The organism is Streptomyces sp. NBC_01460 (genome assembly GCF_036227405.1).
GTDB lineage: Bacteria > Actinomycetota > Actinomycetes > Streptomycetales > Streptomycetaceae > Streptomyces.
Genome location: NZ_CP109473.1, coordinates 931,242 through 944,690 on the forward strand (window position 1 = coordinate 931,242; position 13,449 = coordinate 944,690).

The 13,449-nt window shown below is 69.5% G+C and carries 11 protein-coding genes; 6 read left to right on the forward strand and 5 right to left on the reverse strand.

Going from position 1 to position 13,449, the window contains the following annotated elements:
* Nucleotides 1–156: 156 nt before the first annotated feature.
* The 3 genes from OG488_RS04220 to OG488_RS04230 all read left to right on the forward strand — a co-directional run bounded on the left by OG488_RS04220 (nt 157) and on the right by OG488_RS04230 (nt 3,461).
* Nucleotides 157–1,500: an MFS transporter gene (locus tag OG488_RS04220; protein WP_329226038.1), complete on the forward strand. Its 1,344-nt coding sequence runs from the start codon at nt 157–159 to the stop codon at nt 1,498–1,500.
* 115 nt (nt 1,501–1,615) lie between these two features.
* Nucleotides 1,616–2,614 carry a nuclear transport factor 2 family protein gene (locus tag OG488_RS04225; RefSeq protein ID WP_329226040.1) on the forward strand — a complete coding sequence of 333 codons (999 nt, stop codon included), beginning with the start codon at nt 1,616–1,618 and terminating at the stop codon, nt 2,612–2,614.
* Between the two features lie 220 nt (nt 2,615–2,834).
* Complete coding sequence (locus tag OG488_RS04230; RefSeq protein WP_329226042.1) at nt 2,835–3,461, forward strand: dihydrofolate reductase family protein; 627 nt, start codon at nt 2,835–2,837, stop codon at nt 3,459–3,461.
* A gap of 20 nt (nt 3,462–3,481) precedes the next feature.
* Here OG488_RS04230 and OG488_RS04235 read toward each other — a convergent pair whose 3' ends face one another.
* Nucleotides 3,482–3,613, reverse strand: coding sequence for a hypothetical protein (locus tag OG488_RS04235; protein WP_329226044.1), 132 nt, complete (start codon nt 3,611–3,613; stop codon nt 3,482–3,484).
* A gap of 311 nt (nt 3,614–3,924) precedes the next feature.
* Nucleotides 3,925–4,569 carry a dihydrofolate reductase family protein gene (locus OG488_RS04240; RefSeq protein ID WP_329226045.1) on the reverse strand — a complete coding sequence of 215 codons (645 nt, stop codon included), beginning with the start codon at nt 4,567–4,569 and terminating at the stop codon, nt 3,925–3,927.
* Between the two features lie 181 nt (nt 4,570–4,750).
* On the opposite strand from OG488_RS04240, the gene OG488_RS04245 reads away from it, so the two are divergent.
* Nucleotides 4,751–5,272 carry an ATP-binding protein gene (locus OG488_RS04245; RefSeq protein WP_329226046.1) on the forward strand — a complete coding sequence of 174 codons (522 nt, stop codon included), beginning with the start codon at nt 4,751–4,753 and terminating at the stop codon, nt 5,270–5,272.
* A gap of 142 nt (nt 5,273–5,414) precedes the next feature.
* Here the strand turns inward: OG488_RS04245 and OG488_RS04250 are convergent, their stop codons facing one another.
* Together OG488_RS04250 and OG488_RS04255 are read right to left on the reverse strand one after the other, a co-directional pair.
* Nucleotides 5,415–6,554 (reverse strand): winged helix DNA-binding domain-containing protein, encoded by a 1,140-nt coding sequence (locus tag OG488_RS04250; RefSeq protein ID WP_329226048.1) that lies wholly within the window; start codon nt 6,552–6,554, stop codon nt 5,415–5,417.
* Nucleotides 6,555–6,603: 49 nt separating this feature from the next.
* Nucleotides 6,604–8,070 (reverse strand): L-fucose/L-arabinose isomerase family protein, encoded by a 1,467-nt coding sequence (locus OG488_RS04255; protein WP_329226050.1) that lies wholly within the window; start codon nt 8,068–8,070, stop codon nt 6,604–6,606.
* A 213-nt stretch (nt 8,071–8,283) separates the two neighbouring features.
* Here OG488_RS04255 and OG488_RS04260 point away from each other — a divergent pair, with 213 nt between their 5' ends.
* Complete coding sequence (locus OG488_RS04260; RefSeq protein WP_329226051.1) at nt 8,284–9,045, forward strand: DeoR/GlpR family DNA-binding transcription regulator; 762 nt, start codon at nt 8,284–8,286, stop codon at nt 9,043–9,045.
* 164 nt (nt 9,046–9,209) lie between these two features.
* Here the strand turns inward: OG488_RS04260 and OG488_RS04265 are convergent, their stop codons facing one another.
* Nucleotides 9,210–12,599 (reverse strand): CARDB domain-containing protein, encoded by a 3,390-nt coding sequence (locus OG488_RS04265; RefSeq protein WP_329226052.1) that lies wholly within the window; start codon nt 12,597–12,599, stop codon nt 9,210–9,212.
* A gap of 604 nt (nt 12,600–13,203) precedes the next feature.
* On the opposite strand from OG488_RS04265, the gene OG488_RS04270 reads away from it, so the two are divergent.
* Nucleotides 13,204–13,392: a hypothetical protein gene (locus OG488_RS04270; protein ID WP_329226054.1), complete on the forward strand. Its 189-nt coding sequence runs from the start codon at nt 13,204–13,206 to the stop codon at nt 13,390–13,392.
* Nucleotides 13,393–13,449 lie beyond the last annotated feature (57 nt).

Consider the following 13,449-nt stretch of genomic DNA (forward strand, 5'->3'; position numbering starts at 1 on the left):
CCCCGGCCTCCCGCGCCGTCGCGCGGCAGCCCGTCACGGCCTCCCGGAGCGCGCCGAATCCGTCGCGCGCACCTCTTGACGCCCCACTCCGCGCTCCCTAGTGTTCGGCGGAAGTTCATACGTATGCATAACTCTCACCGCGCGAACGGAGAACCCATGTCCGCTGTAGCGCCGCCCACCGCCGTCGCCACGCACGAGGTCGACCCGGAGAAGCGGAAGGAGATACGCCGAGCCATCGGCGCGGGAAGCGTCGGGAATTTCGTCGAGCAGTTCGACTACGGCCTCTACGGCTACATGGCCCCGGTCCTGGCCCCCGCCTTCTTCCCGGAGAGCAACCAGGCGGTGGCGGTGCTGAGCACCTACGCGATCATCGCCGTCGCCTGCCTCTTCCGCCCCCTGGGGGGAACGCTCGTCGGCCGCTGGGGAGACCGGGTCGGCCGGAAGAAGACACTGCTCTGGACCATCGTGCTCATGGGGGTGAGCACCGCCCTGATCGGTGCCCTCCCGACGTATCACCAGATCGGGATCCTCGCGCCCCTGCTGCTCCTGTTCCTGCGCGTCGTGCAGGGGATGGTGTCGGGCGGGGAGTACGTCGGGGCGGTGACCTTCATCGTCGAGTGGGCGGAGCCGAACCGGCGTGCCTACTACGCCTCGTACGCCTCCAACAGCTGCTTCGTCGGGATCCTCGCCGGCGCCGGCACCGCCGCACTCGCCAGCTGGCTGTTCCAGGGCCCCTCGCTGGACTCGTGGGGCTGGCGCATCCCGTTCCTCCTGGCGCTGCCCCTGAGCGCGGTCGGGATCTGGCTGCGCCGGCGGATCGAGGAGTCCCCCGAGTTCGTCCGGGCCACCGAGGACGGCGCCGTGGTCGTCAAGGCCCCGATCCGCGAGGCCCTGCGCACGCAGTGGCGTCCGATGCTCGCGTTCTGCGGCATCTCGATCATGGCCGCGATCCTGTCCTACAGCTGGGTCACCTTCTACCCGGAGTACCTGACGGGAACGCTCGGCCTGCCCCGCTGGATGGCGCTGACCTCCAACGCGATCTCGATCGCCGTGCTCATCCCGATGCTGCCCCTCGCCGGAATCCTCTCGGACCGGATCGGCCGCAAGCCCATGCTGATCGCCGGAGCCGTCGCGTGCATCGTCCTGGTGCCGCTCGCCTTCCGGGTCGGCGAGCAGGGCACCTTCGGAGCGGCCGTCGCGAGCCAACTGATCTACATCGTGCCCGAGTTCTTCCTGACCGGCATCGTGACGGTCTGCGCGGCGGAACTCTTCGCGACACGCACCCGCTTCAGCGCGAGCGCCATCGCGTACAACAGCTCGTTCTCCATCTTCATGGGGATCACCCCGTTCGTCGCCGCCCTGCTCGTCACCACCTTCGACACGATCTACGCCGTGTGGGCCTATCTGGCGGTGGCCGCGGTCATGGCCCTCGTCGTGGTGAGCGCCTTCATGACGGAGACGTACCGGAGTCATCTCGGGGCGGACAAATTCGCCCGGTGAGGGATACCCGTCACCGCGCCGCACCTCCTGGGGACGCCCCCTCTCCGCCCCACTGAACCATCCTCCAATACATACGCATTCCATTGTTCGAAACAGATCGAGAAAGGTACGTCCCATGCCGCTGGACCCCGCCGCCTACCTCCCCTACAAGGACCCGGACGACTTCATCCGTGAGGTGACCGACCGCATCTGGGTCGGACGTGACATCTCCTACATCGTCGACAACTACGAGCCCGACTCGATCGTGCACACCAGCCTCGGCACCGTCGTGGGCCGCGACGGCGTGATCGAGGGGAGCACGATGCGCATGGGCAGTACGCCCGGACACATCGGCCAGGCCGAGGACGTGGTGTGGGAAGCCCGCGGGAACGACGCCTTCCTCAGCTCCCACCTGGTCTTCTCCGCCGACGAGCACCTGGTCGACGGGCGCAACATCCGCATCCGCAAGCGGACCGTCGCCAACTGCCTCTACCGCCGCGGCCGCATGGTCGAGGAGTGGGTGGTCCGGGACGAGCTGGCGGACTGCCTGCAGCGGGGCGTGGACCCGGACGAGGCGGCCCGCGCCCTGCGGTTCCAGGGATACAGCGGGTCGATGACCGAGGAGCCGCCCAAGGATGTCCTGTCCGTGGGCGTCAGCGGCCCCCGCCCGGACGAGTTCCGGCCCGAGTGCGAGATGGTCCTGGAGTTCATCGACGAGGTCTGGACCCGGCGACGGCTGGACAGGGTCAACGACTTCATGGTGCGGGACCTCTTCCTGCACACCATCGGCGACCGGACCGTCATCCGCCCCGAGCGCTACCAGAGCGATCTGCTGGCCATGGTCGGCGCCTTCCCGGACGCCCGGTTCGAGGTACGGGACATCCAGACCAACCACGCGCCGCGGTACGCCGGACTGCGGGTCGCCGTCACCTGGACGATGCACGGGACCTACCGGGGCACACCGGTCTTCGGCCCGCTGACCGATCAGCCGGTGACCGTGCTCGGCGTGTCCCAGTTCCTGATCCAGGAGGGCCGCATCGTGCGGGAGTTCCGCGTCTACGACGAGATCTCGCTGCGGGCCCAGATCAACAGCACCCGGGGGGACGGCCCGGCCGTGGAGGCCAACATCTACTGAGCGGCAGTCCTCGCGCCGCTGGGTGGGGGAGAGGGGAGCCGACGGTGCGGCCCCCTCTCCCCCACCCCTGCCCGGCCGCCGGCCGTCCCCCTCACGGCATCCGCACGGGAACACCGGAATCGTCGGGTGTCACCGCGTCCCGCCCCACGAGGAGTGGCAGAGTCGTATCCCGTGGCCGCGTCGGCGCGGACCACGCCGGAGCGGAAGAGAGGGATGTGTGATGAAGCTTGTCGTTCAGCAGTTCCTGACGCTCGACGGTGTCTCCCAGGGCCCGGGGTCCCCTGACGAGGACCCCTCGGACGGCTTCGACCAGGGCGGCTGGTTCGTGCCGTACCTGGACGAGGAGTTCGTCGAGGTGGCGGCCGGCTGGCTCGGCACGGCGGACGCGCTGCTCTTCGGGCGCCGCACCTACGAGAACTTCGCCCGCGACTGGCCGACGATGACCGACCACCCTTTCGCGCCCCGGATGAACGGCCTGCCGAAATACGTCGCGTCCCACAGCCTGACCACGGCCGGGTGGGACCCTACGACGATCCTGGACGGAGACGTGCCGTCGCAGGTCGCCGAGGTGAAGCGCCGGCCGGGCCGGGACCTCCAGGTCCACGGGAGCTCCCGACTGGCCCGGTCCCTGCTGACAGCGGGCCTGGTCGACGAGCTGCGGCTCGTGATCGCCCCGGTCGTGGTCGGCCGCGGCCGACGGCTCTTCCCGGACGACGGCACTCCGGCCGGCCTGCGACTCGTCAGCCACCGGACGACGCCGCGAGGGCTCTCGGTGCACACCTTCGAGCCGACGGGACTGCCTGATCACGGGGTGTACGGCGCTGAATCCCAGGACTCCGCGCCCTGAGGGCCCGGGCCGGGTGAGTGCTACCGGCCCCCACGTCCCTTCTCCTGCAGCCGGCGCCCTTCGTCCCGCAGTCGCGGGTCCTGCAGGGCCTTGCCGTCCGCTTCCATGATCCGCCCGCGCAACTGCTTGATCGCGGAGGTCATCCTGCCCATGGATCTTCACCTCGTGTCGTTCGGGCGAGTTGATCACGGCAACTTCGGAAAGTCGCCTATGCCCTTCTTCCCCACATTTATCCCGCGCCTCGAACTCGAATGCAAGTACGGCAGCCAAGCTGTTCACTCCCGACCCCTCGGCCGCCCTGGCGGGAGGGCCGCAGCCCGCGCGGACTGAGGCTCGACCCGCGGCGTCCGCGCCGGCTGCGGACCCGACCAGCACCCGCAGCGCCCCGCGGGGCCAGGACGCCGCCGGGCGGCCATGCTGCGGGTGCCGGCGACAGGACCTGCGCCGGTCGGTCGGTCCGGTCTCACTTCCGCCAGAACAGGTGGTGCGTCACGCCGCTCGGGCTGGGGACGACGTCCCGGTGGAAGCGGTCGAGCAGCTCGTCGGGGGACTCCCACAGCCGGGCCCCGGAGCCGAGCTTCGTCGGCGCGACCGCCACGTGCAGGGTGTCGAGGAGGTCGGCCTCGAGGAACTGCCGGACGATCGTGGCCCCGCCGCCGAGCCGGACGTCCTTGCCCCGCGCGGCTTCCTTCGCCTGGGCGAGCACCGCGGCCGGGTCGCCGTCGACGAAGTGGAACGTGGTGTCGGAGAGCGTGAACGACGGGCGCGTGTGGTGCGTCATGACGAACACCGGCGTGTGGAACGGCGGCTCGTCACCCCACCAGCCCTGCCACTCATGGTCCTGCCAGGGCCCGCGCTGCGGCCCGAACTTGTTGCGGCCCATGATCTCGGCGCCGATGTTACGGGCGTAGTCCCGCGTGAAGTAGTCGTCCAGACCTCGGCCACCGGGTTCGGAGCGTTTGATGGGTGGGTGGTCGGTGGCGAAGGCCCAGGCGAGCAAGTTCCCCGGATCGGCATGGCCGAACGGCTTCTCCAGGCTCTGGCCCTCGCCCGCGCCGAACCCGTCGCTCGAGACGGTGAAGTTCTGGACCCGCAGTAACTGGCTCATGCCACTCCTCCTGCTGCGCGCGTTCTGATCACTCGGCGAACAGTAGACCGGCCGGACCAGGAGAACTCATCGCCGCGTCGTGCGGTCCTCGTCGAGCTCCCGCGGCCCGCGTACGGCTCACGGTGCGAGCAGTCGGCCGAATCAGTGACCCGCGAGAAGACGGAGGGCTAGCGTGGGTCCCATGATCGTATGGCTCAACGGGACCCACGGCGCGGGCAAGACGACGACCAGTCCACTCGTGCAGCAACTGATACCGGATTCGAGGGTGTTCGACGCCGAGAAGGTCGGCGAGACGCTCATGGACATCAGGCCGGGGCTGCCCGACACGGACAACTTCCAGCACTGGCCGCCGTGGCGGACGCTCGTGGTCGAGACCGCCCGCCAGGTGCTCGACTACACCGGCGGCGTTCTGGTGATGCCCATGACCGTCCTGGTCGAGCAGTACTGGCGCGAGATCAGCTCCGGTCTCGCCCGACATGACATTCCCGTGCGGCACTTCGTCCTCCATGCCGACCAGGACACCCTCCTCGGGCGCATCGAGGGCGACACCGTTCTCGGCCCCTCCGCGTTCCGCCTCGCCTACCTCGAACCGTACGCCGAGGCGGCCCGCACATGGCTGCACAACGAGGCCGAGGTCGTCGACACCACCCACCTCACCCCCGCCGAGGCGGCCCTGCGGATCGCGGAGGCCGTCAAGAGCTGAGGTCCGCCTTCCGCGCGAGAACATGCGCAGGCGGCATGAGGGAACGCTCCCCGCGCACGTTCGTCGCCGGATCCTTGAGAGGACCGGGCACAGCCCGTCGAGGGCTCAGCGGCCCTCAGTTCGTCCCGCCCTTCGATGCCGGTCAGCCCTTGACGACCCTGGTCTCGACTACGGGGAGCCCCTTGTCCCACCAGTGCCCGTACCGCCGGTACACGGCTGGATCCCGGTCGGCCAGCAGGGCGGACAGCTTCGCCGCCTCCGCCGTCAGCCCCTCCCACCCGGGCCTGCCCAGTGTGTGGAAGGAAGACAGTTCGAGGCCCGCCTCGGTCGCGCGCCACACACCGGCGACCCGCCCGTCGACGAGTATGCAGGGCAGTACGTCGCCGTTCCGCCGGACGACGAGCGGTCGGTACTCCGCAGGAACGGTCCGGCCGGGGCCGGCGTGGGCCAGCATGGTGCTGTCCCACATCGGCAGCAGTCTGGGCGGTGCCGGGGTGTCCTCGGCGGGGACGACAGCATCCGCCAGGTCGAACAGGACGGCGCGGCCCGGGCCTGTCAACCGCGCCAGTCGGTCGTCGAGCTCGTGCAGAGCCTGGGTGATCGCGGCGCGCGGCAGCAATGTGAACCGCGCGAAGTCCTGGGCCGACGCCGGTCCGAACGCCCGGAGGTGGGCGAGCAGCAGTTTCCGCACCCCTGCGGCGGTCTCCGGCGGTGTCGGCGCGGAAGGGGCCAGGGAGGAGCGGTAGACGTTCGGCAGGGCGAACGACCAAGGGCGACCGGCGGGGACATGGTGCAACGGCGCGTACGTCCGCAACGCCCACCACACGCGGTGCGCGTGCTCGCCGAACCGACGCGTCACCTCCTCCTCCACCTCCGGGCCGGTGTGGGGCTCCCCCAGGAACTCGGCGAGAGCGGGAAGCAGGGCGTCCGCCTCCTCCGGCGACAGCCCGGTCGAGGTGAAACGGCGGTCGTACAGCCGGGACGCCCGCAGACAGCTCGACATCGCGGCGTGGAAGGGCGCATGGTCCTCCGCGTGCACGGCGTGCAGCGTGATCCGCATGAGTGTCGCCTTCACGATCCGGCGGTCCGCGAAGGCCTCGTCGAGATCCGCGGGCTCGAAGTCCTCGACCCGGTTCCACAGGGCCACGTACGGGGAGGCGGGTGACTGCGCCTGGAGAGCGCAGAGCCGGCGGACCGCCTCGGCCACGTCGATCCGCTGCCGCTCCAGGAGGAGTTGACGGTCCAGCGTGGCAAGGAGGAGCTGCCGTGCGGTGAGACTCATGAAGGGATTATGGCTCCGTGGTCCGCCGCTCCGAGGACGCCTCCCTTCCTCAGAGGTCGTTGGGGCCGTCGACCTTGAGGAAGGGGACGCCGAGCAGGTCGGCCGCGGCCTTGAAGTCCTTGGCACGGTGACCGGTGCAGACGGTCCAGTGGTGGCCGATCCCGGTCGAGGACCAGGCATCGGTCCACTCCCCCGGGTCGAAGCCGAAGTCGACGCGCGAGGTGGTGTTCCCGATCTCCAGCAGCGGTCCGGGGACGACCTCGCCCTCGGAGACGATGAAGCTGAACGTGCCGTCCGCCTCCTGTCCGATCCCGAAGGCGGTGACAGGCCCGTGCTTCACGTCGAACTCCACGCTCACACCCCAGCCGCGCTTGCCGTGGTAGACGCCCAGGCCCCGGAGGAGCGGTTCCTCGGACGAGATGGCGAGGTGCGCCGGCCCGTCGTGGCCCATCTCCACCACTCCGTCGCGGAAGTTGAGGGCCTGGAGCTCGGTGAACGACCCGCCTGCGCCCAGGGTGTCGGCGATCAGCATGGCGAGGCTGGTACGGAGTTCGTACTCCCCGGCGACAGGGATCCCGCGCGCCGTCAGCAGAGAGGCACCCAGGATCATGCCCGCGCCGAGCCGCTCGTGGATCTCGCCGTCGAGGCCGCGGTGGTAGTAGGCCAGGCTGTCGAGCTCGAACTCCTCCACCAGGCGGTCCAGTCCCACGGAGACGCGGGCCGCCCAGTCGAGGTCCTCCTCCTTCACGGAGGCGTCGAGTGTGAACACCTGGCGGACCAGTGCGACACGCTCGGCGGCCTCCTCGTCCGTCACCGCGGCAACCCTGACCCTCAGGTCGTCGAACTCCAGCACCTCCACGTGACCACCGAACTGGCTGGACACCAGGGTCATGTCCGTCGATACGTCCAGCATGCCGGGGTAGAGGTGGCCCATCAGACCGTGCCTCCCGTGACGCATCGCGCCGCGCACACCCGCCGCGGCGATCCACCTGCCGATCCGTGTCCACGCGTTCTCGTCGTGCAGATGCCCCGAGACGGACCGGAAGGAGATCCCGCTGCGCCGGAAGACATTGGCGACCTCGGGCAGTGGGCACTGCCCGCAGTAGGCCAGCCACGCACCCGTGTCGGTGTTCGCGTGGTCCATCGCCTCGGTCGGCTGGAGGTCGATGACCAGGACGGGCGCGTGGGTGCGCTGAGCGATCGGCAGCACCATCGATGCCGTCAGATACGTCGTCAGGAACGTGACGACGATGTCGCAGTCGGCCTTGCGCAGTTCCTCTGCGGCCTTGGAGGCCTCCTGCGGGTCGGAGACGAAGCCGGCGTCGACCACCTCGCAGCCCATACCCTCGAACCGCCGCGTGACGAAGAGGGCCGACTCCCGCAGCCGGTCGAGGAGACCGGGGAACTGCGGCCAGTACGCACCGAGCCCGCCGGACACCAGCCCCACCCGTGTGGGTCGTCGCCGGACAGGGACGAGGGATCCGTCGAGCGCTGCGGAGGAGACGTCGTCAGTCATCAAGCACCCCTTCGTGGATGTTCCGATGCCGAGCGATTAAACAGCCCTCGCACACCTCCGACAAGGGGTTGAAACGTATCAATCTTCGAGGTGAGGGACGGTCGCGGGACCGGGGCGCACCCGGATTCCAAGGAGAACGGCACCTGACGACCACCACCGAGGAGGCGTGAAAGCGCCCCCAGGACACCATGTTCGCCGTGGTAGAAACAGACCATGTCAGAGGAGACCAGCGCCGAGGGGGACCACCGGAGGGCGTCGATCATGACAGCACTCCGGGAGGGGGTGCGCCGCGTCGATGATCTGGCATCGGCCTGCGGCGTCAGCACGATGACCATCCGGCGCGACCTCCAGGTCCTGGAGCAGCGGAACGAGATCCGCCGGGTGCGTGGCGGAGCCGTGCCCGTCGACGCCTGGACGTTCGACCACCGCCTGGGACGCTCGGCAGCGGCCAAGGACGCGATCGCCGCGAAGCTCCTGACCCTCGTGCCGGACAAGGGCGGCATCGGCTTCGACGGATCGACGACCGTCCACCGCCTCGCCCGGCGCCTGAAGGAGCAGCCGACGCTCGACCTGACGGCGGTGACCACCGGCTTCGAGACGTTCCACGAGCTCTCCAGGACCCCTGGATGCAGGGCCTACGCGACCGGTGGCACAGCGGATCCGCACACCGGAAGCCTGGTGGGCCCGCTGGCGGAGGTGACGCTCCGGCAGTTCGCCCTGCACACCTGCTTCCTGTCCGCGACCCATCTGGACGGATCCGTCGGATCGACCGAGTTCACCGCTGACGAGGCGGCGGTCAAACGCGTCCTGGCGGCCGTCTCCGAGCGGACCGTCCTGGCCGTCGACTCCTCGAAACTGGCGCGCCGTGCCGTAGCCACGTGTCTGTCACTGGACGAGATGGACGTCCTGGTGACCGACCTGGACCCCGGGGACGATCGGCTCGAACCCTATCGAGGGCTGGTCGAGATCATCTGACGCCCGGCCGGCCGGCCCGCTCGGACGGCGGCCGTGCCGGGCCAGGTGGTTCCGGCGTGGGTGAGGCTCCGGGGGCCAGGTCGTGCCCGGCCCCCGGAGCCTCCTCTCCTTCCGGTCGTTCGCGGTCCCCGTCCGCTTTCGGACGGTCGCCGCCTCGCCCCCGTCTACTTCCGGGCGGCCGCCGTTCCCGCGCTGCCGTTGATGACGAACTGTGATCCGGGTTCGATGACGACGTCGCCCTCGGCCGAACCGGTGATGGTCACATCGGTCAGGGTCGCGCTGCCCCGTGCCCCACCGTGGGCCAGGATCCCCGACCCGTTGACGGAGTCGGTGATGCGGACGTGCGAGATCTGCGCCCCGGGCACGGATCCGCCGCCCGACTTGAATTGGATCCCGTCGTAGGTGGAGTCGTGGATGTCGGTGTCGCGGATCGTGACCCCCGGTATGTCCTGGCCCGCCGCGAACAGCGTGATCGCGCCGAACTCCTGGGCCTCGCCCCAGAACGCCCCTCCCGTGCGGTGGAGCGCGTTGTTGGCGATCAGCGTCTGCCCGGAGAAGGGCAGCGGGTCGTGGTCCGTCGCCAGCATGATGCCGGGGTAGTTCATCGTGTCGGAGATGATGTTGTTCTCGATGGTGTTCCCGTAACCCCCGTAGATCGCGATGCCGTTGGCCCTCCAGGGCAGCTGGATCGTGTTGTTGCGGAAGTGGTTGTCGTGACCGACGTCCACCGACGGGTTCTTCACGTACTTGCTCGACCACACGGCCAGCGAGTCGTCACCGGTGTTCCTGAACGAGGAGTTGAACACCGTCGAGTTACGCGTGCCGTTCGCGAAGTTGATGCCGTCGGCGTAGGTGTTGCGGATCCGCATGCCCGTGAACTCGACGCCGTCGCCGGGTCCCCAGAGGTCCGGGATGTTGTCGTAGTCGCGGCCGACCCAGACACCCACGTTCGCGTGCTCCAGCCACACGTTGGTGATCTTGGTGTCATCGCCGAAACGCCCGTTCAGGCCCACTCCGCCCTCGGCGTTGCCGTCACCGCCCCGGATGGTGCCCGAGCCGAAGATCGCCAGGTCCGAGATCTTGGTGTTGTCGTCGATGTCGAAGCCGAAGTTCCCCTCGTGCGGGTGGTTGATGCCGCCCGCGTTCTGCGGCTGGGTGAGGGTGTGGAGCTGGGAGTGCCACATGCCCGCGCCACGGATCGTGACGTCCCTGATGCCGACCTGGTTGAACTGGCCCCGGTTCAGGGGGTCGTCCGTCAGGATCTTCTGCTCCTGCCGCCACTGCCCCGGCGGGATCCACACGCAGCCGATGTCGCCGTTCTGGTCGGCCGTCACCGCCCGCTGGATGGCGTCGGTGTCGTCGATGCCGTCGTTCGGGACGGCTCCGTAGGTGGTGATCGACGTGCATCCGGCCGGCTGGGCGGCCGCCGGTGCCACCTGCTCCAGGTCCACCAGGTCGATGATGTAGAAGGAGGCCGAGTCACCGGCGTCGCGCTGGAGACGGAACTTCGTCCCGGCGGGGTAGGTCCGGCCGAGCAGGGCGTTGGACTCGTCGAACAGCCTGCGGGCGTCCGTCCCCGGCTGGTTGGTCAGGCCTTCCGGGCTGTCCGTGTCGCCGTAGAGCCAGCTGTGCTTGGAGGAGAGCGTCAGCTTCCGCACGAAGGTGTTGTCGGCGTACAGGCTGATCGTGGCCTCCGCCCCTCCGCCACCCGGTGCGTCGGGGACGGAATTGCGGACCACGATCGAGTTCGACGGGACGGTGGAGGTGACCTCGACGTACTCGCCCGTGGTGTTCAGCCTCACGGACTCGCGCCCCGACGACTCCGTGGCGAAGTTGGTGTGCCCGAAGGTGCGCTCCTTGTCGGACTTGAGCAACGCCCCCTTGTACGTGCCCTGTTCGGCCTCGTACTCGGTGTAGGGGACTGCGGCCCCGCGGCCGACCACGATGGCCCGCGAGTAGACGTTGTTGTTCTCGTTGGTCTCGGCGACGACACCGGTCGCGTCCGCGGTGGCGGTCAGGTTGGCCCCGCCGCTCTTCGCGGTCCAGCTCCCGCTGACCGGCACGGTGACGGTGGCCCCGGCCGGGATGGCGCCGGTCGCGCCGTTCAGGGTGGTGCTCTCCGCCAGGAGACGGGTCACGGTCGAGGAACTCACCGCCGTCGTACCGCGGTTGCGGACGGAGACGGTGAAGGTGACGGGTGCGCCCACGGCGGGGTTCGACGGGCTGGAGGTGATCCCGAGCACCTCCAGGTCGGGACCGGGGCTCTGGCCCACCACGAGCTTCGACGAGGCGGTGCGGCTGTTGTTGCTGTTGTCCTGCTCGACGACCGTGTCGGTCGGGTCGACCACCGCCGAGACGGTGTACGAGCCCATCGGACGCTTGCCGACGCCGACGGCCACCGTGGCCGAGGCCCCGGCGGCGAGGCCTCCCACCGGCGCGCTGCCTGCGACGACGCCCTCCACGCTGACGTCGACGGTCGTCGCGGCGGCGGCCGCCGTGCCCGTGTTGCGCACGGTGGCGTTCACGGTGACGTCGTCCTTCTCGGACGGCGAGGCCGGCGACCACGTCAGGTCCGTGACGGTCAGATCGGGGTTGGGGGCGGCGGTCCCGACGACCTGGATCTCGGCGACCTGGGCACCGGGAGCGCCCGTGTTGGTGAAGAACGTGAGCCGGACGTCCGCGTACCGTCCGCTGACCGGGATGGTCACGGTGTTCTGGTTGCCGGAGGGGCTGAACACGTGGTCCGCCCGGTCCTTCAGCGAGGTGAAGCCGGTGGCGGACTGGGCCCGGCCGAGCACCTGGATGCTCTGGGTGCGGGTCCCCCACGCCTGGTCGGGGTTGAGTCTGACGACGACGGCCTCGATGTCGGCGTTCGCGCCGAGCTTCACCGTGAGGGTCGAGGGGTGGCCGTTCGACTCCCAGTACGTACCGAGCTTGTCGTCATTGGCGTTGGCCGCCACATAGGTCTGCGCGACCGAGGAGGCCTCGATCGGCTTGTTCAGCGCCAGGTTGGAACCGCTCGCGGGCGGCGGGCCGGTGTCCTCCTCGCCGTAGACCTCCACCTGGGAGAGCTGCGCGGCGTTCCAGCCGGTGTTGGCGGTCACCTGGACGCGGACGTACCGCACCTGCTTCGCGGTGAAGCCGATCGTCACGGTGTTGCCCGCCGACGGGCTGAACGCCCGTGCGGCCGAACTCGACAGCGCGCTGAAAGTGCTCCCGTCGGTGCTGCCCTGGACGTCGAGCGTCTGGGTCCGCGCCTCCCACGTGGTGGGCAGCTTCAGTACCACCTGGTCGACGTCGAACCGGTTGCCGAGGTCGATCCGGACCCACTGCGGGAAGGTCCCGGGGCTCTCCCAGTACGTCTGCTGGCTGCCGTCGGTGACGTTCGACGCCGGGTAGGCACCGTGGGACCCGCTGGTCGTCGCCTGCTTGCCGAGGGCCAGGTCGGTGCGCTGGGCTGCCGCGGTCGCGGTGACCGGCAGGAGCCCGACGGTCATCAGCGCGGCTGTCACCGCGCCGGCGACGAACCGCCAGCCGAGTTTCTTCCATCTCATGCTGTCCTCTGTTCCGTGAGGCTGCGGGACCGGAAGGAGCACACCTGAGCGTCGCCTCCGGCGCGACGCCTCTACGGCGTCGGGCGGGCGGCGACGGCCGGGTGGCGGCTGCCGGTACACCGATGGGGGGACGATCCCGGACGCCGACAGGTGAGGGAGCAGGCCACCTGCCGGGAACTCGCGTGTATTGCCTAGGATTTTGAGTGATCCGGTCAATATTTTGCGGTGCTGGGGTGACAGGTTTCTAGCAGGTCACACATTTGTCAACGGTCCTCACACGGGCACCACCCGCACACCCACCGTCCGCGCAGCTCAGCGGCCGCGAGAGGATCACCCCCTGCTGCGCGCTGATCCTGTTCGCCCGGGGGACCTGACCGGCCATGCCTTCGAGGACCGGAACCCAGCGCTCTCCGGCCCCTGATGCGCGGGGCCACGCTCCGGTCGGGGGGCTCGGTCACCGGACCCGAAAGCGCCTCCGACATCTGGACGTTGCGAGGACCGAGAGGGGCGGCCGAGCCCGCGCTTCGCGACAGAGCTTCCGGATCACCGCCCGAGGGCGAGAGAATGCGGATCCCATCCACTCGTGAGAACCCAGGAGGCCATCATGAGCACCGCCGGCCCCCACCTCTGCCTCTGCGGTTGCGACGCCCAGATCGGCGCGGACAGCACCTTCGCGCCCGGACACGACAGTACGTACATGTGGCGGGTCCTCAAGGAGGACTTCGGTGAGGGCAAGGGTGTCAGCGAACGCTTCCTCGACTGGTACCTGAAGAACCGCCCTCGGGCTTCATGACCAGAGATTCTCGGCCCGCCGCGGCAACACTCCGCCGGCACCAGGATCCAGCAGAGG